At 68.5% G+C, this 22,511-nt stretch carries 19 protein-coding genes and 1 tRNA gene; 10 read left to right on the top strand and 10 right to left on the bottom strand.

Annotated features, from left to right (window positions below; translation table 11 throughout):
* Window positions 1–19: 19 nt before the first annotated feature.
* The 3 genes from kdpB to kdpF are packed head-to-tail and all read right to left on the bottom strand — an operon-like array spanning window position 20 to window position 3,862.
* Window positions 20–2,059, bottom strand: a complete 2,040-nt coding sequence (kdpB, locus tag DKG74_RS08180; RefSeq protein WP_243404056.1) for a potassium-transporting ATPase subunit KdpB — start codon at window positions 2,057–2,059, stop codon at window positions 20–22.
* Between the two features lie 8 nt (window positions 2,060–2,067).
* On the bottom strand, window positions 2,068–3,771 hold the full coding sequence (gene kdpA / locus DKG74_RS08175; RefSeq protein ID WP_109904516.1) for a potassium-transporting ATPase subunit KdpA: 1,704 nt from the start codon (window positions 3,769–3,771) through the stop codon (window positions 2,068–2,070).
* A gap of 1 nt (window position 3,772) precedes the next feature.
* Complete coding sequence (kdpF, locus tag DKG74_RS08170) at window positions 3,773–3,862, bottom strand: K(+)-transporting ATPase subunit F (protein WP_109904514.1); 90 nt, start codon at window positions 3,860–3,862, stop codon at window positions 3,773–3,775.
* Between the two features lie 192 nt (window positions 3,863–4,054).
* Between kdpF and ruvX the strand changes: the two genes are divergently transcribed.
* The 6 genes from ruvX (at window position 4,055) to DKG74_RS08140 (ending at window position 8,525) form a co-directional block, all read left to right on the top strand.
* Window positions 4,055–4,531, top strand: coding sequence for a Holliday junction resolvase RuvX (gene ruvX / locus DKG74_RS08165; RefSeq protein WP_109904512.1), 477 nt, complete (start codon window positions 4,055–4,057; stop codon window positions 4,529–4,531).
* Window positions 4,532–4,601: 70 nt separating this feature from the next.
* A complete protein-coding gene (locus DKG74_RS08160) occupies window positions 4,602–5,564 on the top strand; it encodes an aspartate carbamoyltransferase catalytic subunit (protein WP_109904510.1) in 963 nt (320 codons plus the stop codon).
* Window positions 5,561–6,889 carry a dihydroorotase gene (pyrC, locus tag DKG74_RS08155; protein WP_243404055.1) on the top strand — a complete coding sequence of 443 codons (1,329 nt, stop codon included), beginning with the start codon at window positions 5,561–5,563 and terminating at the stop codon, window positions 6,887–6,889. Before DKG74_RS08160 ends, pyrC begins: the two co-directional genes overlap by 4 nt.
* Window positions 6,890–6,908: 19 nt before the next feature.
* Window positions 6,909–7,532 carry a glycerol-3-phosphate 1-O-acyltransferase PlsY gene (gene plsY / locus DKG74_RS08150; RefSeq protein WP_109904508.1) on the top strand — a complete coding sequence of 208 codons (624 nt, stop codon included), beginning with the start codon at window positions 6,909–6,911 and terminating at the stop codon, window positions 7,530–7,532.
* A 76-nt stretch (window positions 7,533–7,608) separates the two neighbouring features.
* Window positions 7,609–8,181, top strand: coding sequence for a TetR/AcrR family transcriptional regulator (locus tag DKG74_RS08145; protein WP_165837590.1), 573 nt, complete (start codon window positions 7,609–7,611; stop codon window positions 8,179–8,181).
* The gene (locus DKG74_RS08140) at window positions 8,181–8,525 is read left to right on the top strand and encodes a DMT family transporter (protein ID WP_109904504.1); all 345 of its coding nucleotides are present in this window, start codon (window positions 8,181–8,183) and stop codon (window positions 8,523–8,525) included. Before DKG74_RS08145 ends, DKG74_RS08140 begins: the two co-directional genes overlap by 1 nt.
* Window positions 8,526–8,543: 18 nt before the next feature.
* Here the strand turns inward: DKG74_RS08140 and DKG74_RS08135 are convergent, their stop codons facing one another.
* The 5 genes from DKG74_RS08135 to DKG74_RS08115 all read right to left on the bottom strand — a co-directional run bounded on the left by DKG74_RS08135 (window position 8,544) and on the right by DKG74_RS08115 (window position 16,030).
* On the bottom strand, window positions 8,544–9,008 hold the full coding sequence (locus tag DKG74_RS08135; RefSeq protein WP_109904502.1) for a hypothetical protein: 465 nt from the start codon (window positions 9,006–9,008) through the stop codon (window positions 8,544–8,546).
* Between the two features lie 86 nt (window positions 9,009–9,094).
* On the bottom strand, window positions 9,095–11,794 hold the full coding sequence (gene secA / locus DKG74_RS08130; protein WP_109904500.1) for a preprotein translocase subunit SecA: 2,700 nt from the start codon (window positions 11,792–11,794) through the stop codon (window positions 9,095–9,097).
* 188 nt (window positions 11,795–11,982) lie between these two features.
* Window positions 11,983–13,416, bottom strand: coding sequence for an FGGY family carbohydrate kinase (locus tag DKG74_RS08125; RefSeq protein WP_109904498.1), 1,434 nt, complete (start codon window positions 13,414–13,416; stop codon window positions 11,983–11,985).
* Complete coding sequence (locus tag DKG74_RS08120; protein WP_109904496.1) at window positions 13,413–14,657, bottom strand: FAD-dependent oxidoreductase; 1,245 nt, start codon at window positions 14,655–14,657, stop codon at window positions 13,413–13,415. The genes DKG74_RS08125 and DKG74_RS08120 overlap by 4 nt, the downstream gene beginning before the upstream one ends.
* Entirely contained in the window at window positions 14,654–16,030 is a 1,377-nt protein-coding gene (locus DKG74_RS08115) for an NAD(P)/FAD-dependent oxidoreductase (RefSeq protein ID WP_109904494.1), read from the bottom strand. The genes DKG74_RS08120 and DKG74_RS08115 overlap by 4 nt, the downstream gene beginning before the upstream one ends.
* A gap of 149 nt (window positions 16,031–16,179) precedes the next feature.
* On the opposite strand from DKG74_RS08115, the gene DKG74_RS08110 reads away from it, so the two are divergent.
* Together DKG74_RS08110 and DKG74_RS22025 are read left to right on the top strand one after the other, a co-directional pair.
* Window positions 16,180–17,094: an alpha/beta fold hydrolase gene (locus DKG74_RS08110; protein ID WP_165837589.1), complete on the top strand. Its 915-nt coding sequence runs from the start codon at window positions 16,180–16,182 to the stop codon at window positions 17,092–17,094.
* Between the two features lie 130 nt (window positions 17,095–17,224).
* Entirely contained in the window at window positions 17,225–18,217 is a 993-nt protein-coding gene (locus DKG74_RS22025; protein ID WP_109904490.1) for a hypothetical protein, read from the top strand.
* Between the two features lie 129 nt (window positions 18,218–18,346).
* Here DKG74_RS22025 and DKG74_RS08100 read toward each other — a convergent pair.
* Together DKG74_RS08100 and gph are read right to left on the bottom strand one after the other, a co-directional pair.
* Window positions 18,347–18,421: transfer RNA gene (locus tag DKG74_RS08100), tRNA-Val, on the bottom strand.
* A gap of 21 nt (window positions 18,422–18,442) precedes the next feature.
* The gene (gph, locus tag DKG74_RS08095) at window positions 18,443–19,168 is read right to left on the bottom strand and encodes a phosphoglycolate phosphatase (protein ID WP_109904488.1); all 726 of its coding nucleotides are present in this window, start codon (window positions 19,166–19,168) and stop codon (window positions 18,443–18,445) included.
* Window positions 19,169–19,283: 115 nt separating this feature from the next.
* Here gph and glmU point away from each other — a divergent pair, with 115 nt between their 5' ends.
* Both glmU and glmS read left to right on the top strand, forming a co-directional pair.
* Window positions 19,284–20,651 carry a bifunctional UDP-N-acetylglucosamine diphosphorylase/glucosamine-1-phosphate N-acetyltransferase GlmU gene (gene glmU, locus DKG74_RS08090; RefSeq protein WP_109904486.1) on the top strand — a complete coding sequence of 456 codons (1,368 nt, stop codon included), beginning with the start codon at window positions 19,284–19,286 and terminating at the stop codon, window positions 20,649–20,651.
* Between the two features lie 12 nt (window positions 20,652–20,663).
* Entirely contained in the window at window positions 20,664–22,487 is a 1,824-nt protein-coding gene (gene glmS, locus DKG74_RS08085) for a glutamine--fructose-6-phosphate transaminase (isomerizing) (protein ID WP_109904484.1), read from the top strand.
* The last annotated feature ends 24 nt before the right edge of the window (window positions 22,488–22,511 follow it).

The following is a 22,511-nucleotide window of genomic DNA, read 5'->3' as shown; positions in this document are numbered from 1 at the left end:
GATGTTACCTCCTCCGCCTTCAGGCGAGCCCGAGGGCGGCGACGAGAAGATCGATCGCCTTGATGCCGGCGAAGGGCAGCACGACGCCGCCGAGGCCATAGATCGCGAGGTTCCGGCGCAGCAGCGAGGCGGCACCGACCGCGCGGTAGCGGACGCCCCGCAGGGCCAGCGGGATCAGCGCGACGATGATCAGGGCATTGAAGATGATGGCCGACAGCACGGCGCTTTCCGGCGTCGCCAGGTTCATGATGTTGAGGGCGCCGAGCTGCGGATAGGTGGCGGCGAACATCGCCGGGATGATCGCGAAATATTTGGCGACGTCGTTGGCGATCGAGAAGGTGGTCAGGCTGCCCCGGGTCATCAGCATCTGTTTGCCGATGCCGACGATCTCGATCAGCTTCGTGGGGTCGCTGTCGAGGTCGACCATGTTGCCGGCCTCGCGCGCGGCCTGGGTGCCGGTGTTCATGGCGACGCCGACATCGGCCTGGGCGAGGGCCGGGGCGTCGTTGGTGCCGTCGCCGCACATGGCGACCAGCCGCCCCTCGCCCTGTTCCTTGCGGATGAGGGCGAGCTTGTTTTCGGGCGAGGCCTCGGCCAGGAAGTCGTCGACCCCGGCTTCGGCCGCGATGGCGGCGGCGGTCAGCGGATTGTCGCCGGTGATCATCACCGTGCGGATGCCCATGGCGCGCAGTTCCGCGAAACGCTCGCGGATGCCGCCCTTGACCACGTCCTTCAGATAGACAACGCCGAGCAGCTTGCCGTTGCGGGCAACGCCCAGCGGCGTGCCGCCGGCCCGGGCGATGCGCTCCACCGCCTCGGTCCATTCCTTGGGGACGGGGCCGGTGCCGACCAGCTTCAGGATCGCCTCGACCGCGCCCTTGCGGATCGAGACCTCGCCGTGATCGACGCCGCTCATCCGGGTCTGGGCGGTGAAGGGCACGAAACGGGCGTTCAGCTCGCCCATCTCATGGGCGCGGATGCCGTATTTCTCCTTTGCGAGGACGACGATGGAGCGCCCCTCCGGCGTCTCGTCGCGCAAGGACGCGAGCTGGGCCGCCCCGGCGAGGTCGTAAAGATCGACGCCGGGCATGGCGACGAATTCGCTCGCCACCCGGTTGCCAAGGGTGATCGTGCCCGTCTTGTCGAGGAGGAGCGTGTCGACATCGCCCGCCGCCTCGACCGCCCGGCCCGAGGTGGCAAGGACATTAAAACGGATCAGCCGATCCATGCCGGCGATGCCGATCGCCGACAAAAGCCCGCCGATGGTGGTCGGAATGAGCGTGATGAACAACGCGGCGAGCAGCACGACCGAGACCGAGCCGCCGGCATAAAGCGCGAAGGGCTGGATGGTGACGGTGGCGATGACGAAGATGAGGGTAAGGCCCGAAAGCAGGATCGACAGGGCGATCTCGTTCGGCGTCTTTTGCCGCTTGGCGCCTTCGACGAGGGCGATCATGCGGTCGAGGAAGGTGCTGCCGGCGGCCGCCGTGATGCGCACCTTGATCTGGTCGGAGAGCACGCGGGTGCCGCCGGTGACGGCCGAACGGTCGCCGCCGGATTCGCGGATCACCGGGGCGGATTCGCCGGTGATCGCGCTTTCGTCGACCGAGGCGATGCCTTCGATCACCTCGCCGTCGGAGGGGATGACGTCGCCCATCTCGACGAGGACGACATCGCCCGCGCGCAGTCTGGTGCCCGGCACGGCCTCGACATGGCCGGACTCGTCGATCCGCTTGGCGATGGTCTCGGACCGGCTCTTGCGCAAGGACGCCGCCTGGGCCTTGCCCCGGCCTTCCGCCACCGCCTCGGCGAAATTGGCGAAGAGCACGGTGAACCACAGCCAGGCGGCGATCTGGCCCGAGAAGCCGGCCGCGCCGCCCGCCAGCAGATCGCGGATGAAGATCGCGGTGACGAGCACCGAGACGACCTCGACGACGAAGATGACCGGGTTGCGGATCAGGCTGCGCGGGTCGAGCTTGATCACCGCGTCGAGCAGTGCCCGGCCGAGAATGGCGCCGTCCAGCATCGAGCGGCCACGGGTGTCAGGGGTGATGGACATGGTTGACCTCAGAACATCTGGCCGGCGGCGAGGGCGAAATGCTCGACCACGGGCCCGAGGGCCAGGGCCGGCATGAATTCCAGCCCGCCGACGATCAGCACGACGCCGATCAGCAGACCGACGAACAGGGGGGTATGGGTCGGGAACGACCCGGCCGAAGGCGGCAGGCGCTTCTTGGCGGCGAGGCCTCCGGCGACGCCCAGCATCGGCACGATCATCAGGAAGCGGCCGATCAGCATCGCGATGCCGATGGTCACATTGTAGAAGGGCGTGTTGGCCGACAGGCCGGCAAAGGCGCTGCCGTTGTTCGCCGCGCCCGAGGTATAGGCGTAGAGCACCTCCGAGAAACCGTGCGGGCCGGCGTTGGCGAGGCTCTTCAAGGCATCCGGCCACAAGAGCGCGAGGGCGGTGAAGCCGAGCATGGCGAGCGGCAGCACGAGAAGGGCGAGGAAGGTCAGGCGCACTTCGCGGCTTTCGATCTTCTTGCCGAGATATTCGGGGGTCCGCCCGACCATCTGGCCGGCGATGAAGACCGCGAGCACGACGAAGAGCAACATGCCGTAGAGCCCGGCGCCGACACCGCCGACGACGATCTCGCCCAATTGCATGTTGAGCAGCGGCACGAGACCGCCCAGCGGCATGAAGCTGGAATGCATGGCGTTCACCGCACCGCAGGACGCCGCCGTGGTGATGGTGGCGAAGAGCGCGGAGTTGACGATGCCGAAGCGAACCTCCTTGCCCTCCATGTTGCCGCCCTCGACGCCGAGCGCCTGGATCAGCGGATTGCCGCCCGCTTCCGCGCCATAGGCGATGAAGACGCCGGCGAGGAAGATCACGCCCATGGCGGCCATGATCGCCCAGCCCTGACGCTCGTCCTTCACCATGCGGCCGAAGGTATTGGTCAGCCCCGCGCCGATGACGAAGATCGCGACCATCTGCAGGAGGTTGGAGAGCGGCGTCGGATTCTCGTAAGGATGCGCGGCATTGGCGTTGAAGAAGCCGCCGCCATTGGTGCCCAGCATCTTGATCGCGACCTGCGAGGCGACCGGGCCTTGCGCGATGGTCTGCTGCGCGCCTTCGACGGTGGTCGCGGTGACGTAAGGATCGAGGTTCTGCGGCATCCCCTGCCAGACGAGGACGAGCGCGAGGACGAGCGACAGCGGCAGCAGGACATAGAGGAGGCAACGGGTCAGATCGACCCAGAAGCAGCCGAGGCTGGCCACGCTCGCCCGCGAGAAGGCGCGGATGAAGGCGAGCGCGAGCGCGATGCCGGTGGCAGCCGAGGTGAAATTATGTACCGCGAGCCCGACCATCTGACTGAAGTAGCTCATGGTGGTTTCACCGCCGTAAGCCTGCCAGTTGGTGTTGGTGGTGAAGCTGATCGCCGTGTTGAAGGCGAGGTCGGCCGGCACCGCCGGCAGGTTCTGCGGGTTCAGCGGCAACACGTCCTGAAAGCGCAGCACCATGTAGGTGATCAGCAGGCCGAGCAGGTTGAACAACAGCATGGAGGCCGCATAGGCCAGCCAGTGCTGCTCCGCCTTGCCGTCGATCCCGGCGGCCCGGTAGAGCACGCGCTCGACCGGGGCGAGGACGGGGGAGAGGAACACTTTCTCGCCCGCGAACAGACGGGCCATATAGCCGCCCATGGGCCGGACGAGGAGGAGGACGACCGCGCAGAACAGCGCGATCTGGAACAGACCGTTCTGGGTCATGTCAGAACCTTTCGGGCCTGAGCAGGGCAATGACGAGATAGACCAGCAGGAAGGCGGCGACGGCGCCGCCCAGCGCATATTCCACGCTCATGATGACCGCCTCCCTACAATCGCTCGCAGCCGGCGGCATAGGCACCGGCTGCGACGAAGAAGGCGATCACGGTGGCGACAAGAATGAAATCCATGGCGAAACTCCGGATCGGGAGCGCCATGGTCGCGCCAGCCGGCCTAAAGGCGCCCTATGAGAATGGTGCGGCCTCGCGCGGGCCTGTATAAGGCGGCCATGGCCATTCTCGACAACGCGGACTTCGAGTCCGCGCTTCCCGCCTCCGCCCGTCTTCTCGGTGTCGATCTCGGCACCAAGACCATCGGCCTTGCCCTGTCCGACACCTCGCGCACGGTGGCAAGCCCGCTGGAGACGATCCGCCGGGTGAAATTCTCGATCGACGTCGAGCGGTTCTTTGCCCTGATCGACCAGCATCAGGTGGCGGGCATCGTGCTTGGCCTGCCCATGAACATGGACGGCACGGCCGGCCCGCGGGTCCAGGCCACCCGCGCCTTCGCGACCGAAGTGCTGAAGCGCCGGGAGCTAAACCTCACCTATTGGGACGAGCGCCTGTCGACCGCCGCGGTCACCCGCATGATGATCGACGCCGACATGACCCGCGCCCGCCGCGCCGAACTCGTCGACAAGCTGGCCGCGACCTACATCCTGCAGGGTTACCTCGACGCCGCCGCGAACTGGCGGCGCGGCGGGTAAACGGGGTGAGGTGGGCGTCTCCGGTCTTCCGCTTGCGGGGCGACCGGCCCCAACGTATAGAACGGGGCTTATGAGCGACTCTGCCGAAGCGGTCTTCCCGCACCGACATCTTCTCGGGATCGAGGGGATGTATCCGCCCGCCATCACCTATCTGCTCGACCTCGCCGACGGCTATGTCGAGCAGAACCGCGCCGTCGACAAGAAGAAGTCGGTGCTGCGGGGCCGGACCCAGGTGAACCTGTTCTTCGAGGCCTCGACCCGGACCTCGACCTCCTTCGAGCTGGCGGGCAAGCGGCTGGGCGCCGACGTCATCAACATGGCGGTCGCCCGCTCCTCGGTCTCGAAGGGCGAGACGCTGATCGACACGGCGATGACGCTGAACGCCATGCACCCGGATGTGCTCGTCGTCCGCCACCAGGATTCGGGCGCGGTCCAGCTGCTGTCCCAGAAGGTCGGCTGCGCCGTGATCAATGCGGGTGACGGCGCTCACGAGCATCCGACCCAGGCCCTGCTCGACGCGCTGACCATCCGCCGCCGCAAGGGCCGGCTGGACGGCCAGGTGGTCGCCATCTGCGGCGATATCCTGCATTCCCGCGTCGCGCGCTCGAACATCCACCTCCTCAACACCATGGGCGCGCAGGTCCGGGTGATCGGTCCGCCCACCCTGATGCCGCGGGCCATCGACGAGCTTGGCGTCGAGGTCCATCACGACATGCGAAAGGGCCTGCGCGGCGTCGACATCGTCATGATGCTGCGCCTGCAGATGGAGCGGATGCAGGGCGCCTATGTCCCGTCCTTACGCGAATATTTCCAGCTTTACGGCCTCGACCAGGAAAAGCTGACCCTGGCCAAGCCGGACGCGCTGATCATGCACCCCGGCCCGATGAACCGCGGCGTCGAGATCGACAGTCTGGTCGCCGACGACATCAACCGCTCGGTCATCCGCGAGCAGGTCGAGATGGGTGTCGCCGTGCGCATGGCCTGTCTCGAAGCCCTGACCCGTCACCTTCCCAACATCGGAGCGGCATCGTGAAGCGACCCGCCAATCCCGGCGCCGAAAAGGGCAAGCTGGTCGCCTATCTGAACGCCCGCCTGCTCGACCCCGCCTCCGGGCTCGACACCATGGGTGCCCTGCTGACGACCGGCGACCAGATCGCCGACCTCGGGCCCAAGCTGTTCGCTGGCGGCGTGCCGTCGGGGATCGAGGTCGTCGATTGCGGCGGCCATTGCCTCGCCCCCGGCCTTATCGACATGCACGCCTTCGTCGGCGAGCCGGGCGCGGAGCACAAGGAAAGCTTCGCCTCGGCCAGCGCGGCGGCAGCGGCGGGCGGCATCACCACACTGATCTGCCTGCCCAATACCGAACCCGCCATCGACGAGCCGGCCATCGTCGAATATGTCGAGCGCCGCGCGCGCGAGAACAGCCTCGTCCGGGTCCAGCCCATGGCGTCGATCACCAAGGGCCTCGCGGGCGCCGAAATGTCGGAAATGGGCCTGCTGATCGAAGCCGGCGCCGTCGCCTTTTCCGATGGCGACCGGGCGGTCGCCTCGGCCCGGGTGATGCGCCGCGCCCTGTCCTATTCCACCCTGTTCGGCAAGCTGGTGATCCAGCACGCCGAGGATCCGTCCCTGTCGAAGGACGGCGCCATGAACGAAGGCGACGTCGCCACCCGCCTCGGCCTCGCCGGCATTCCGGTCGCGGCCGAAGCCCTGGTGGTGGAGCGGGATGTCCGCCTCGTCGCCATGACCGGCGCGCGCTACCATGTCGCGCTGGTCAGCGCGGGCGATACGCTCGATGTCGTGCGCGGGGCGAAGGCGAAGGGGTTGCAGGTTTCCTGCGGCACCGCGCCCCATTATTTCGCCCTCAACGAGAACGCGGTGAACGACTACCGCACCTTCGCCAAGGTCTCGCCGCCCCTGCGCAGCGAGGATGACCGTCAGGCGGTGATCGCCGCCATCAAGGACGGCACCATCGACGTGATCGTTTCCGCCCATATGCCGCAGGACGTCGAATCGAAGCGCCTGCCCTTCGGCCAGGCCGCCTTCGGCGCCGCCGGGCTGGAGACCATGCTGGCGGTCTCGCTCATCCTGCATCACGACCACGGCCTGTCGCTGAACGACATCCTCTACAAGATGACGGCGGCGCCGGCCAAGCTGCTCGGCCTCGCCTCGCGCGGGGCGCTGCGGACCGGAGCCAAGGCCGACCTCATGCTGTTCGATCCCGACAAGCCCTGGCGCGTCAATGTCGACAAGCTGCGCGGCAAATCGAAGAATACGCCCTATGAGGGCCTGCCGCTGACCGGCAAGGTGCTGATGACCGTCGTCGACGGGCTGAAGGTTTTCGACGCCACGCATTAACCGGGGAAACGGCATCGCCATGGAAGACCTCGCCACCGCCGCGGCCATCGCCATCGGCCTCGTCGCCCTCGGCGGCTATCTGCTCGGCTCGATCCCCTTCGGCCTCGTGCTGACGCGGCTGGCGGGCTACGGCGATATCCGTGCGATCGGCTCGGGCAATATCGGCGCGACCAATGTGCTGCGCACCGGCAACAAGCCCCTCGCCCTCGCCACCCTGCTGCTCGACAGCGGCAAGGGCGCGATCGCGGTCCTGATCGCCGTTGCCCTGTTCGAGACGCCGATGATGGGCGTGATCGCGGGCGGCGCCGCCTTCCTCGGCCATTGCTTCCCGGTCTGGCTGGGCTTCAAGGGCGGCAAGGGCGTCGCCACCTTCCTCGGCACCATGATCGCCGCCGCCTGGCCCGTCGGCCTCGCCTGCTGCGCGACCTGGGCGGTGACCGCGGCGCTCACCCGCATGTCCTCGCTCTCCGCGCTGGTCGCGGCGGCGCTCGGCCCGGTCTATGCCCTCTTCCTCGCCGATCAGCCGCGGGCGGGTCTCGCCCTGTTCTGCGCCGTGCTGATCTTCATCCGCCACAAGGACAATATCGCCCGCATCCTGGCGGGAACCGAACCCAGGATCGGCGCCGGCAAGAAGAAGGGCTGAGTCCCCCGGCAGGGGGACTATCCGCGCGGGTTTTGGTCCGCTGGACATGATACCGTCCAGTTGGTATGTTTCAACGATGACCGAAGCCCATCGCCGCAAGAAGCAGCCGATCGAGCTGCGCCAGCAATTGCTCGATGCCGCCGCCACCCTGTCGGTGCGGGCGGGGGTCGGCAATCTGCGGCTGGATGCGGTGGCGGCGGCGGCCGGGGTTTCCAAGGGCGGTCTGCTGCATCATTTTCCCAGCCGGCAGGCCCTGCTCGAGGCGCTGTGCGAGGAATGTCTGAGCCGTTGCGACCGCCGGATCGAGGCGGAGCTGGCGGCGGACCCCGTAGTCGCCGGGCGCTTCTCCCGCGCCTATCTTCAGGTCATGACCGGGGTCGAGGTCACCGAGCGGGAGCGGGTCTGGGGCCTGCTCTCCGTCATGCTCTTCGCCGAACCCGAATTCCGTGACCGCTGGGGTCGCTGGCTGGCGGCCCATCTCGCCCGCCATGACGAGACCGGGCAATCGGTGCTGTTCGATATCGTGCGCCTCGCCGCCGACGGCATCTGGCTCTCCGACATGTCGGGCGAAAATTCCGACCCTTCGCGCCGGGCCGCCATCATCGCCCGCCTGCGCACCCTCACCCTCGACGGCCCGGAGGCCGAGTGATGTCCCCGTTGTTTCAGGCCTACGCCTTCCTCTGCGCCGCCATCCTGTGCGAATTGTCGGGCACCAGTTTCCTGCAGGCGTCGCAGCAGTTCACCCGGCCGCTGCAGACCGGGCTCATGGCCATCAGTTACCTGACGTCCTTCTACCTGATGTCGCACGCGCTGAAGATCGTGCCGGTCAGCATCGCCTATGCGATCTGGTCGGGCCTTGGCATCGTGCTGATTACGATCATCGGCTTCGTCGTCTTCAAGCAGAAGCTGGACCTGCCGGCGCTGGCCGGGGTCGGCCTGATCGTCGCCGGTGTCATCGTCGTCACCGGTTTCTCGAACAGCGTCCAGCACTGAAGGCGCGGAAGGCGCCGCTCAGTTCTCGGCGCAGACGAAGCAGGTGACGCCGCTCGGCACGATGCGCGAATCGGGGCTGAGGTTGGAGCGGAGCTGGCCGCCCGCCTCATAGGCGCCGTGATCGAAGATCGCCTCGAACGCCCGCTCTTCCGAGCGGCCCTCGGGGGTGACCAGCTTCAGACGGTAATTCACCGTGGAGCAGCGCTTGTCGGTCGAGGTGATCTCGACGAAATAGGCGATATCGGCGCCCACATTGTCGCGCCGCCGGCCGACGTCGGTCACCTTGACCTGCGCCGTGCAGGCGCCCTGCGCGATCGCGCATTCGCAGGGGCGATCCTCGGTGATGCTCTGGCTCGGCACGGACTGGGCGTCGGGATAGGTCGTCGCCGGGGCCTGCGGGATGAAAGGCTCTTCCGCCGGGGCCTGCTGGGCATGAGCCGGCGCGACGAGCGCCAGCAACGCAAGGATCGGCAGGATACGCATCTCGGTCTCCGGGGGGTGCGATGGACCGTGTCATTCTGGCCCCAAGCCGCCGCCTTGCAAAGGGGCGGCCTGGAACATGGGAGGGATCAGCCGGCGAGGGCGCCGTGGCAATGCTTGAATTTCTTGCCCGAGCCGCAGGGGCAGAGCGCGTTGCGCGACACCTTGCCCCAATTGGCGGCCGGAACGCGGTCGCTGAAGGGCATCCCTTCCGGATCGGGCATCGGCAGGGGCCGTGCCTCGTTCTCGCCGGTCAGCGGATCGTCATGCACCGGCGACAGATTGACCGGCTCGGGCGGCAGCGGCTCCGGCGGCTGCTCCACCCGGACCTCGACATGGGCGAGGATGCGGGTGACATCCTCGTTGATGCGGTCGAGCATGGCCTCGTAGAGACCGAAGGCTTCCTGCTGATATTCACGCAACGGGTCGCGCTGGCCATAGGCGCGCAGGCCGATCGCCTGACGCAGGTAATCGAGCTGGAGCAGATGCTCCTTCCAGCACTGGTCGAGAATCTGCAAGAGCATGCTCTTCTCGATCATGCGCATGATCTCGGCGCCGAACCGCTCCTCCTTCGCCTTGAAGAAGGCCGTCACCTCATGCTCGAGGCGGTGGCGGATCTCGTCCTCGGCGATGCCCTCTTCCGCGGCCCATTCGGGCACCGGCAGGTCGAGGGTGAAGATGCGCGCGACCTCGTCCTTGAGGCCCGGCGCGTTCCAGGCTTCGGAATAGGAACCGGCCGGGATATGCGAGGCGACGAGGTTGTTCACCGTGTGCTCGCGCATCGACAGGGCGACGTCCGAAACATCATTGGTGTTCATGAATTCGCGGCGCTGGCCGTAGATCGCCTTGCGCTGCTCGTTCATCACGTCGTCATAGCGCAGCAGGTTCTTGCGGATGTCGAAGTTGCGCGCCTCGACCTTCTGCTGCGCCTTTTCCAGCGCCTTGTTCACCCAGGGATGGATGATCGCCTCGCCTTCCTTGAGGCCGAGGCGCTGCAACATGCGGCTCAGATTGTCCGAGCCGAAGATGCGCATCAGGTCGTCTTCGAGGCTGAGGAAGAACTTCGACGCGCCGGGGTCGCCCTGACGGCCCGACCGGCCGCGCAGCTGGTTGTCGATGCGCCGGCTCTCGTGCCGCTCGGTGCCGATGATGTAGAGACCGCCAGCGGCCAGCACGATTTCCTTGTCGCGGGCATGCTTGGCCCGCATCTCGGCGATCAGCGCCTCGCGGTCGTCACTCTCGGGCAGCTCGGCGATCAGCATGGACAGGTTGCCGCCCATCTGGATGTCGGTGCCGCGGCCCGCCATGTTGGTCGCGATGGTGACGGCGCCCGGCTGGCCCGCCTGAGCGACGATACCGGCTTCCTGCGCGTGGAAACGCGCGTTCAGCACCCGGTGCGGGATATTCTTCTTCTTCAGATGGGCCGACAGAAGCTCGGACTTCTCGATCGAGACGGTGCCGACCAGCACCGGCTGCTGCCGCGCCCGGCATTCCTCGACCAGGAGGACGATGGCGTTGAACTTGTCGCCCATCGACAGATAGACCTCGTCGTCGAGGTCCTTGCGGATCACCGGCACATTGGTCGGGATCTCGATCACGTCGAGCTTGTAGATCTCGCCGAATTCGGCCGCCTCGGTCGCCGCCGTGCCGGTCATGCCCGACAGTTTGGGATAGAGCCGGAAATAATTCTGGAACGTGATCGAGGCGAGGGTCTGGTTCTCGTTCTGGACGGTGACGTGTTCCTTGGCTTCCAGCGCCTGGTGCAGGCCCTCGGAATAGCGCCGGCCGGTCATCATGCGGCCGGTGAACTCGTCGATGATGACGACCTTGTCGTCCTTCACCACATAGTCGCGGTCGCGCCGGAACAGGACATGGGCGCGCAGCGCCTGCTGCAGGTGATGAACGATGGTGACGTTCTCGGCGTCGTAGAGATTGCTGGTCTTCAGCATCCCGCCGGCCAGCAGCAGCTTCTCGAACTTCTCCTGCCCTTCCTCGGACAGGGAGACGGAGCGCTGCTTCTCGTCCTTCTCGTAGTCGGCCTCGACCAGCTGGGGCATCAGCGCGTCGATCCGGCGATAAAGGTCGGAATTATCCTCGGTCGGGCCGGAAATGATCAGCGGCGTGCGCGCCTCGTCGATCAGGATCGAGTCGACTTCGTCGACGATCGCGTAATGGAAGGGCCGCTGGACCAGATGCTCCAGCCGGTACTTCATGTTGTCGCGGAGGTAATCGAAGCCGAATTCGTTGTTGGTGCCGTAGGTGATGTCGGCGGCATAATTCTCGCGCCGCTCCTCGTCGGTCAGGTCATTGACGATGACGCCGGTGGAGAGGCCGAGGAAACCGTAGACCGCGCCCATCTGGGTCGCGTCGCGCTTGGCCAGATAGTCGTTCACGGTGATGACGTGGACGCCCTTGCCCTCGAGCGCGTTCAGATAGGCGGCGAGGGTCGCGACCAGGGTCTTGCCTTCACCGGTGCGCATTTCGGCGATCTTGCCCGAATGCAGCACCATGCCGCCGATCAGCTGCACATCGAAATGGCGCTGGCCGAGGGTGCGTTTCGCGGCCTCGCGCACGGTGGCGAAAGCCTCGACCAGCAGATCGTCCGTGGTCTCGCCAGCGGCGAGGCGGGCCTTGAACTTGTCCGTCTGGGCCTTCAGGTCGGCGTCCGACAGCGCGGAAATCTGGGCTTCCAGCGCATTGATGGCGGCGACCCGGCTGCGCAGCTGCTTGACGGTACGATCGTTGGCGCTGCCGAACAGCCGTTTGGCGAGCGAGCCGATGCCGAGCATGAGGCAACCTTCTTCTGCCGGTCAGCCCGGCCGGGGCCTGACGGGCGCATGAGGTGACGCGGGGCTGCAGCCCCGCCGGAATTCCTGTCGCCGGGCCCCTTATGGGCACCCGGGCGGGCATGGGACAGATAAGACGCGGCCTGCCCGATGTCAACGTGGACCCCCGCCGCTTCTCGCCGCAGTCGGGGTCAGAGGCCGTGGCGGCCCCAGGCCCGGGCCATGCGGATCGCTTCGGCGAAACGGGCACGGGCGGGGGCGCCATCCCCCTCGGGCAGGCTGCGGCGATCCGGCCCCGCCCCGGCCAGCGTCAGGTCGTCCGGTGCCCCGGCCAGCAGCGCGGTGCCGAGCGCGGTCAACTCCCCCGCGCCCCGGGCCACCACGGGCCGGCCCAGCACAAGGGCGAGAAAGCGGCAGAAGTAGGCGTTGCGCGCCATGCCGCCGTCGATCGAGACCTCCGCCCCCAGCGGGACATGGCCGGCCATGGCGTGGACGACCTCCGCCGTGCGCAGGGCGACGCCTTCGAGAACCGCGCGCGCAAGATCGCGCGGCCCCGTGTCGAGGGTCAGCCCCAGCCACAGGCCGGCGGCGTCGCGCTGCCAGTGCGGGCAGGCGAGACCGGCAAGGGCGGGCACGAAGACGAGACCGCGCTCGATGGCGGGCGGCCCCTCGAAATCGTCGATGTCGGCGTAATCGGCGAACAGCCCCAGCCGCCTGGCCCAGTCCATGGCCGAGCCCGCGGTATAGACCCCGCCGTCGAGGGCATAGGTGATGGCGCCGCCCGCGCGCTGCCAGGCGATGGTGGGCAGCAGCCCCTCGCCCGGCGCCCGGCGCATGGTCGGCCCGGTAACGGCAAGGGCGAAGGCGCCGGTGCCGAAGGTCACCTTGGCATCGCCCGCCTCGCGGCAGCCATGGCCATAAAGGCTGGCCTGCTGGTCCACGACGGAGGCCGTGACCGGCACAGGCCGCCCGGCGACCGTGATCGCGCCATGATCGGCAACGGTGGGGCGGATCGGCGGCAGCGCGGCGCGCGGCACGCCGAACAGGGCGCAGAGCGCGTCGTCCCAATCGCCGGTCGCCAGATTCATCAACGAGGTGCGCGAGGCCGTGGTGACATCGGTCTGGAAGCGCCCCGCCAGCCGGTCGAGGAAGAAGGCGTCGGTCGTGCCGAGGCGAAGCCGCCCCGCCGCCAGCGCCGCCCCGGCTTCGGGCACATGGGCCATGATCCAGCCCAGCTTCGAAGCGGAGAAATAGGGATCGAGCGGCAGGCCCGCCCGCTCCAGCGTCAGCGCCTCGTGTCCCCCGGCCTTCAGCGCCTCGGTCACATCGGCCGTGCGGTCGTCCTGCCAGACGATGACGGGGGAAAGGGCGCGCCTGGTCACCGCGTCCCAGGCGAGGCAGCTTTCGCCCTGATTGTCGATGCCGATGGCATCGAGCGGCCCCGCCGCCGCGAGGCAGGCCTCGATATTCGCGATCAGCTCCTCCGGGTCGTGCTCGACCCGCCCGGGGGCCGGGTAATGCTGCTCGTGGGGGAGAGCGTGGACCACCTCGGCCCTGTTCCCCTCGGCGACCAGGATGCGGGTGGAGGTCGTGCCCTGGTCGATGGCGGCGATGCGCCGGGTCATGGCTTGCCCCCTCCCGCCGGCTCGAGGGTCAGGCGCAGGCGGCGGGCATCGGCGATCTGCGATTCGCCCGGCAGGGGGACGAGGATGCGCCGCTCCGGCAGGGCGGACAGCCGGCGCGACCACAGCAGCCGGTCGCCTGCACGCAGGCACAGGCGGCCGCGCGCCGCCTCACTCACCCGGAGCTGGATCGCGCGGGTCTCGCCCGCGGGCGCCGGCACCACCAGCTGCGGCACGGCATAGGACAGCGGCGCCTCGATTTCGATAGGGATCGCCCCGGCGGCGGGGGGCAACAGGCCGGCCAGATCGTCGTATATGCGCCTTGCCGTCGCCACTGCCTCGCGCCAGCAGAAACCGGCGGTCTCGATCGGATGCAGCATGTTGCCGGCGGCGTAATAGGCGGGATCGCTGCACCGGCCGAACTGGTCGATGATCGGACCGCCGCTGTGCGGATCGACCGCGAGAGGACCGAGCCGGGCGAGGCTCGCCTCCGGCGTGAATTTCCCGGTGAACAGGATGCCGTCGCAATCGAGGCTGCGGCGGTGGAAGGCATGTTCGATCTCGACACCGGTGACGCGCGGGCCGCCCGCGATCTTGGTGATACGGGCGTCGAGCAGCAAGGGCACGCCCAGCAGCCGGGGCAGCAGGCCCGCCGGCCAACGCGCCGTGGTGCGCTGGCCCGCCTCGATCATGGCGACCGGCCGGATGCCCGCCTGACGGCAGGTGATCAGGGCGGAGAAGGAGACGAGTTCACTGCCGACGACGAGCGGGGCACGGAACGGCAGGCGCTTCTCGGCATGAATGAAATTCTGCAACGCGCCCGTGGTGAAGATGCCGAGGGGCCGCGCCCCGGAGACCAGCCGGGCCGAGCGCGGCGCTTCCCGCGCGCCCGTGGCCAGCAGCACCCGCCGGGCGGTCACCGTAAAGGGCGCCTCGGCGTCGCCTGCCGCCAGCACCCCGCCCGGATGCAGCGCGAAGACCGCCGTCCCCGTGCGGATTTCCACGCCCTCCCGGTCCGCCCGCTCGACCAGTTCGCGGGCATAGGCGGCCCCCCTCATCAGCTTGCCGTATTCCCGCAGGCCGAAGGGCGAATGAACGCAGGTGAGCGGCATCCCGCCCGCCGCCGACGTCCGCTCCAACACGACGATGCGGCCGGCACCCAGCCGGCGCAGCTCCGCCGCCGCGGCGAGGCCCGCCGGCCCGCCGCCAACAATGGCGACATCGCAGACGATATCCTCGCTCATGACAGCGGCCCCGCGCCGAGCGGCACGGACAGCCGCGCATCGACGAGCGCCGAGAGGCGCGCCGCGCAGTGGAAGCCCTGACAGCGCCCCATCATGGCCCGGGTCCGCCGCTTCAGCCCGGCGGGATCGGACGGCGGCAGCGGACTTTCCAGCGCCGCCTCGATCTCGCGCCTTGTCACCAGTTCGCAATGGCAGACGATCTCGCCCCGGCCCGGCGCCTGATGGTCGCGCGGCAGATGTTCGGCGAGATTGGGCATTTGCGGCCAGACGATCTCCGGCGGCGGTGTGAAGGCCCCGCCGTGGAGACCAAGGACATGGCGCGCGATGCCGAGGGCGGCGGTCAGCCCGGTCGAGCGGATGCCGCCCACGGTGATCCAGTGCCGCTCGGCATCGGCGAAGATGCGATAGTCCTTCTCCTCGGTCGCGGGCCTGATCCCGGCATAGATCGCGGTGACCGGCATCCCGGCGAGGCCGGGCAGGATGCGTTCCGCCTCCGCCTTCAGGCGGCGCAGGGTCGCCTCGTCGGTGCTGCTGTCGGCGCGGCTGTCCTGTTCCTCGGCGGTCGGGCCGACCAGGACATTGCCGAAGATGGTCGGGCAGACCACGACCCCCTTGGTCCGGCTGGTCGGCACCGGCAGCAGGATGGTGTCGAGCAGTTTGCTCGCCGCCTTGTCGTAGACGACGAACTGGCCCTTGCGCGGGTGGATGGCGAAACGGCTGGCGCCCAGCAGGCTGCGCTCCAGCCAGTCGCCGTAAAGGCCGGCGGCATTGACGACGAAGCGCGCGCGCACCTCGCCCCTGCCGGTCTGCAGGCGCCAGACCGCGCCATCGAAGCGGCCGTCGGTGACGCCCGCGCCGAACAGCGCCGTCGCCCCATTCTCGACCGCCTGGGTGAGATAGGCGAGCGGCGCGCTCCACGGGTCGATGACATACTCGCGCGGAATCTCGACCGCCGCCCGCGCCGCGGGGCCCAGCGCCGGGGTGCGCCGCCGCGCCGCCGCCGCCGTAAGGATGCGAACATCGGCGACGCCATTCTCATGCGCGGCGGCGAGGATCGCGGGCAATTGCGCCTCCTGATCCTCGGTCCAGGCGACGAGATGGGCGCCGGTCTCGAGCAAGGGCAGGTTCAGCTTGCGGTGCAGATCGAGATAGAGCGCGTGGCTTTCCGCCACCAGCCGCGCTTCGAGCGAACCGGGCACGGCGTCGAAGCCCGTGTGCAGGATCGCGCTGTTGCCCTTGGAGGCGCCCGCGAGAATATCGCCCGCGATTTCAAGAAGGACGGTGGAAGCCCCGGCCAGGGCGAATTCCCGGGCAATGGCACAGCCCACCACGCCGCCGCCGACCACGGCGACATCGAAACACAGAGACACCATCGCACCCTTTGCCCCGGCCCCGCCCGATGTTAGGGATGGTTTCCCCACAGGGTCAATCGGTGCCGCCGTTGCGACTGTCGACAAAGTCGATTCCAAGCCTTTTTGCGGCCTGTGCGCTTGCCCTGCTGCTGGCCGGCTGCGGCGCGACCGTGACCGGTCTTGGTCCCGGGCAGGGGCCGGCCCGGCTGGACGAAGGCGAGGGCTTTACCGCCGCCGACGGCACCCGATTGCCGGTGACGATCTGGCGGCCACCGGCGGGCGCGCCGGTCCGGGCGGTGATCCTCGCCCTGCACGGCTTCAACGATTACGCCCATGCCTTCGCCCTGCCCGCGCCCTTCTGGGCCAGTCGGGGCATCGCCACCTATGCCTATGATCAGCGGGGTTTCGGCCGCAGCGCGACCGCCCGCCTGTGGCCGGGGGAAGACGCCCTCGTCGCCGATGCCGGGGCCATGGTCCGTCTCGTCGCCCGGCGCCATCCGGGCGTGCCGCTCTATCTGATGGGCGAAAGCATGGGCGGCGCCGTCGCCATGCGCGCCCTCGGCCGCGATCCCGGATTGCCGGTCGCCGGGAGCATCCTGCTCGCCCCCGCGGTGTGGCGGGCCGAGGATATCCCCTTCCCGGGCGCGTTCCTGCTCGAGACCATGGCCTTCCTCATGCCGTGGAATCCGATGACCCCGCCCGAGGGCCTGAGAATCACCCCGACCGACAATCGCGACGAGATGGCGGCGATGAGCCGCGACCCCCTGATGATCAAGGGCACGCGGACCGATGCCGTGCTCGGTCTGGTCCGGCTGATGCAGGCGGCGGCCGAAACCGGCGTGCCGCGCGACCGGTCCGTGCTGCTGCTCTATGGCCTGCGGGACGAGGTGGTGCGCTTCCCCGCCATCGCCGCCCTGACGGCGCGGGCGCGGCGCGACAATCCGCGCTATCGCGAAAACTGGTATGACAGAGGCTACCATCTGCTGCTGCGCGACCGTCAGGGTCCGCGGGTGTGGCGCGACATCGCCGCCTTCGTCCTCGACCCCGATGCGCCCATGCCCGGCGATGCCCTGAATAGGCCATGATTTGGGACTATCCGGGCGAATTCCCGTTTGCGTCCGACGGTAACAGGCGCGACCTTGTGACAGTGGCGTCGGGGCCGAACAACGGTACGGATGGCAACGTATCGGGTCCGCGGCGCCGAGGGGCAGCGTGATGGTCAACAAGAACAACAATAGGGCGACAGACTGGCGCCGGGCGAATCTGTGGCCGTTGCTCCTGTTGCTGGCCCTGGTCCCCGCGCTCGAAGCCTGCTCCAAGAATCGACTCGGCCAATCCCGCGGCTCGGTGCTCACGACCGCAGTCGGTGTGCCCGCGCCCATCGTCAATGCCCCGAAACCCGTCGCTGCACCCCCTGCCAGCCCTCCTTCGGGCCATGCCGAACAGGCCGAACTCGAAGAAGCCGAAGATCAGGCCGACACGCTGACGATCGCGCCCGGCATCGCGGAAGGCGACGGGCCGGCCGGCGCCGGCGCGCCCCCCGGCCTCAGCGGCGACCCGATGCCGGCGGCCGGGCGCCAATCGCCGCCCGGCGCGGGCAGCGCGCAAACCGTGCTCGAGGCCATCGCCGCCTCCGACGGCATGAAGGTCTTCTTCAGCACCAATTCCATCGACCGCGGCCTGTCCAGCCGCCGGGTGGCGCTGGCCGCCAGCGGCACCGGCGAGCGGGCGGCCATGATCGACGAGACCTGCCGTCAGGCCGGCCTGTCCTGTTTCTACGCTGCCGATTTCAATTCGCTCTCGGTCTATGATCCGCGCGAATTTCACGCGGCGGGGCCGGACATGACCGCCCTCGTCTACAACCGGCGCGACGGTTTCGAGACGGCGGGCGCCAGTCGCCCGGTGGTAACCGAAGACAGCCGGCCGGCAAAGCCGAAACCCGTGGCGACCAAACCCGGCAAGCCCCAAAAGCCCGGCAAGCCCCAAAAGCCCGGCAAGCCCCAGAAGCCGGCCGCGCACAAGCCGGGCAAGCCGGCGAAACCCGCCGCCACCAAGCCTAAACCGACGAAACCGGCGGCGACCAAGCCGAAACCGGCCAAGCCCGCGGCGACCAAGCCGACACCGAGCAAGAAGCCGCCAGCGGCGAAGCCGAAACCCGCCGCCACGAAGCCCGCGGCCCCCGCCCCGACCAAAAAGCCGGTGTCCTAGGGGCCTGCCCCTCGCTCATCGCGCTGGCGCAGGCCGGAATCCCGATGCGCCGGAAGCGCACCGTCAGGATCGGCAATGCCCGAGGCACCGTCGTGTCTTCATAGACCGAATGTAGGGATGGAGACGAGATGGTGGGCGCGACAGGGATTGAACCTGTGACCCCCGCCGTGTGAAGGCGATGCTCTCCCGCTGAGCTACGCGCCCATCTCGTCGAGGCGCGAATATCTAGTGGCGGGCGCCGGTCCTGTCAAGCACCTGGGTCAGGGCATGAGGCAATTCGCGGAAATGGTCGATCACCGCGTCGGCGCCGAGCTTCTGTGCCGGGATCGGCGTATAGCCGAAAGTGACGAGAACGGCGGGAACGCCGGCATCGCGCGCGGCATTGAGGTCGGTCGCGCTGTCGCCAACCATCACCGCGCGGTCGAGATCGCCCGAAAGCGCCTCGATGGTGGCGATCAGATGCCTTCCGTCCGGCTTCTTCACCGTCAGGCTGTCGCCGCCGAGAATCGCGTCGGCAGGGAAAAATTCGTCGAGTTCGAGGGCGACGATCAGCTGTTTCGCCAGCACCACGGGCTTGTTGGTGCAGACGCCCAGCCGCACGCCCCGCGCCCGCAGCCAGTTCAGCGTCGCCACGACGCCGGGAAAGGCCACCGAATGATCGGCGACATGGCCCGCGTAATAGCCGATGAAGTAATCGACCAGCGCGTCGATTTCGCCCGCCGACTTCGGCACGGCATGGGCCTCCAGCCCGCGCTCGATCAGCTTGCGGGCGCCGTGCCCGACCATGTGGCGCACCTCCGCCTCGGGCAGGGCGGCGAGGCCGAGGCTGGCCATGGTCGCGTTCAGCGCCCCGGTCAGGTCGGGCGCGCTGTCGACGAGGGTACCGTCGAGATCGAAGATGACCGTGTCGGGCAGGGTGGCGGAGAAGGGCAGGATTTCGCAGGACGACATGATCGGACCAGTTTGCCGCGCGGGCGCAAAACTTTGAAACAAAAGGTGACTGTAACGGCAAGTGCCGGCTGTGGCACCTTGTCGCTCGCGATTCTGCCCGAACCTGAGTACCGCCATGCCCGCCGACACCGCCGCCCCCTCGCCGACCGCTTCGCTGCCGACCGCGGCGGTGATCCTTGCCGCCGGCATGGGCACGCGGATGAAATCGGCCCTGCCCAAGGTCATGCATCCGGTCGCCGGGCGACCGATGATCCACCATGTCGCCGGGGCCGCGAAAGCCTGCGGCGCCGACAGGCTGGTGGTCGTGCTCTCCCCCGGTCTTTCCGCCGTCGCCGACAGCCTGCCGGGGGCCAGCATCGCGATTCAGGACCCGCCGCTCGGCACCGGCCACGCGGTCGCCTGCGCCCTGCCCGCCCTCGAGGGCTTCACGGGCGGCGTGCTCGTCCTGTTCGGCGATACCCCCCTCGTCGAGGCGGCAACCCTGCTGCGCCTGCGCGCCGCCCTGGAAGCGCCCAACGTCGCCGTCGCCGTGCTGGGCTTTCGGCCCCCGGAGCCCGGGGCCTATGGCCGGCTGGTCACTGATGCGGACGGGCAGCTCGACGCCATCGTCGAGGCCAAGGACGCGAGCGCAGAGCAATTGAAGATCGGCCTGTGCAACGCCGGGGTGATGGCGATTTCGGGCGCGCACCTGGCCCACCTCGTCGGCCGGATCGGCAACGACAATGCCAAGAAGGAATATTACCTCACCGACATCGTCGCCCTTGCCCGGGCCGACGGACTGTCGGCCGTCGTCGTCGAGGGCGCGGCGGACGAGGTGCTGGGCGTCAACTCCCGGGTCGAGCTGGCGGAGGCCGAGGCGATCTGCCAGGCCCGCCTGCGCCGCCGCCACATGGAAGCGGGCGTCAGTTTCGAGGATCCGGCCTCGGTCCGGCTGATGGCCGACACGGTGCTGGGGCGCGATGTGACCATCGGCCCCCAGGTCGTCTTCGGCCCGGGCGCCGTCATCGGCGACGACGTGCGCATCAACGCCTTCTGCCATGTCGAGGGGGCGACGGTGGCGCCAAAGGCGATCATCGGCCCCTTCGCCCGATTGCGGCCGGGGGCGAAGGTCGGCGCGGGCGCCCATGTCGGCAATTTCGTCGAGCTGAAGAACGCGGTACTGGGCGAGGGCGCCAAGGCCAATCACCTGAGCTATCTCGGCGATGCCGAGGTCGGCGCGGGCGCCAATATCGGCGCCGGCACCATCACCTGCAATTACGACGGCTTCAACAAGTCGAAGACGGTGATCGGCGCCGGGGCCTTCATCGGCTCCAACTCGGCGCTGGTCGCCCCCGTGAGCGTCGGCGACGGCGCCATCATCGGCGCCGGCTCGGTCGTCGTTGAGGATGTCGCGGCGGACGCTCTCTACATCGAGCGGGCGCGGCCCGTGCACAAGGCGGGCTGGGCCGCCCGCTTCCGCGCCCTCATGCGCAAATCCAGGTAAAGGACCGGTTCCATGTGCGGCATCGTCGGTATCGTCGGCAAAAGCGAAGTGGCCTCGCGCCTGGTTGAGGGTCTGCGCCGTCTCGAATATCGGGGCTATGATTCGGCCGGCCTCGCCACGCTGGTCGACGGCGCGATCACCAGACGCCGGTCGGAGGGCAAGCTGTCCCGCCTGACCGACCTGCTGGTCAGCCAGCCCCTGCCGGGCGTCACCGGCATTGGCCACACCCGCTGGGCGACCCATGGCGCGCCGACGACGACCAATGCCCACCCGCACGCGACGGCCCATGTCGCCGTGGTCCACAATGGCATCATCGAGAATTTCCGCGAGCTGAAGGACGACCTCGTCGCCCGCGGCCACATCTTCGAGAGCGAGACCGATTCGGAAGTCGTCGCCCATCTCGTCTCCGACGGGCTGGAACAGGGCCTGACGCCGCAGGCGGCGGTCTCCGCCGCGCTGAAGCTGATGCGCGGCGCCTTCGCCCTCGCCATCCTCTTTGCCGGGCACGACGGGCTGCTGATCGGCGCGCGGCGCGGCAGTCCGCTCGCCGTCGGCTTCGGCGAGGGCGAGATGTATCTCGGCTCCGACGCCATGGCCCTGTCGAGCTGGACCCGCCAGGTGCTCTATCTCGAGGAAGGCGACTGGGTGGTGCTTTCCCACGCAGGCGCCACCGTCTTCGACGCCAACGACCGTGAGGTGACCCGGGCCGTGCGCACCGTCGCCCTGTCCCCGGCGATGATCGAGAAGGGCAATTACCGCCACTACATGCAGAAGGAAATCTTCGAGCAGCCGCAGGTGATCGGCGATGCCCTCGCGACCTATCTCGACCCGGCGACAAGGCGGCCCCGCCTGCCCGAGGGCGGGCCGGACTGGGCCGCGGTGCCGCGCCTGACCATCGTCGCCTGCGGCACCTCGTCCTACGCCGCGCTCGTCGCCAAATACTGGTTCGAGCAGATCGCCCGCCTGCCGGTCGAGGTCGATATCGCCTCCGAATTCCGCTACCGCGAGGCGCCGATGCCGAAGGGCGGCGTCGCCCTGTTCATTTCCCAATCGGGCGAGACTGCCGACACGCTGGCCGCGCTCCGCTACGCGAAGGACGAAAATCAGTTCATCGTCGCCCTGGTCAATGTCCCCGAATCCTCGATGGCGCGGGAGGCGGACCTCGTGCTGCCCATTCTCGCGGGGCCGGAGATCGGCGTCGCCTCGACCAAGGCCTTCACCTGCCAGCTGACCGTCCTGATGTGCCTCGTCCTCGCCGTCGCGCGCAGCCGGGGCACGATCGACGCGGCCGAGGAAGCGCGGCTCTGCGCCGCCCTGTCGGAAGTGCCGGCGCGGGCGCTCGAGGTGCTCAATCACGACGAGAAGATCCGCGCCATCGCGCTCTGGCTGGCCGAGGCGCGGGACGTGCTCTATCTCGGTCGGGGCGCGATCTTCCCCATCGCCCTCGAAGGCGCGCTGAAGCTGAAGGAAATCTCCTATATCCACGCCGAAGGCTATGCCGCGGGCGAACTGAAACACGGCCCCATCGCCCTCATCGACGAGGCGGTGCCGGTGATCGTGCTCGCCCCCCACGGGCCCTTGTTCGAGAAGACGGTCTCGAACATGCAGGAAGTGCTGGCGCGGGGCGGCCGGGTGGTCCTGCTGTCCGATACCGCCGGCATCGAGACCGAGGGGCGCAATGCCGCCGAAATCATCGAACTGCCGATGGTCGATGCTTTCGTCACCCCGGTGCTCTACGCGATCCCGGTCCAGTTGCTCGCCTATCACACCGCCGTCGCCAAGGGCACCGATGTCGACCAGCCGCGCAACCTCGCCAAATCCGTGACCGTGGAATAGGCCACCGCGAGGCGGCACGGCGCC

Source organism: Zavarzinia aquatilis (assembly GCF_003173035.1).
In the GTDB taxonomy this organism is placed as follows: domain Bacteria; phylum Pseudomonadota; class Alphaproteobacteria; order Zavarziniales; family Zavarziniaceae; genus Zavarzinia; species Zavarzinia aquatilis.
This window is presented reverse-complemented; position numbering and strand designations above follow the sequence as displayed.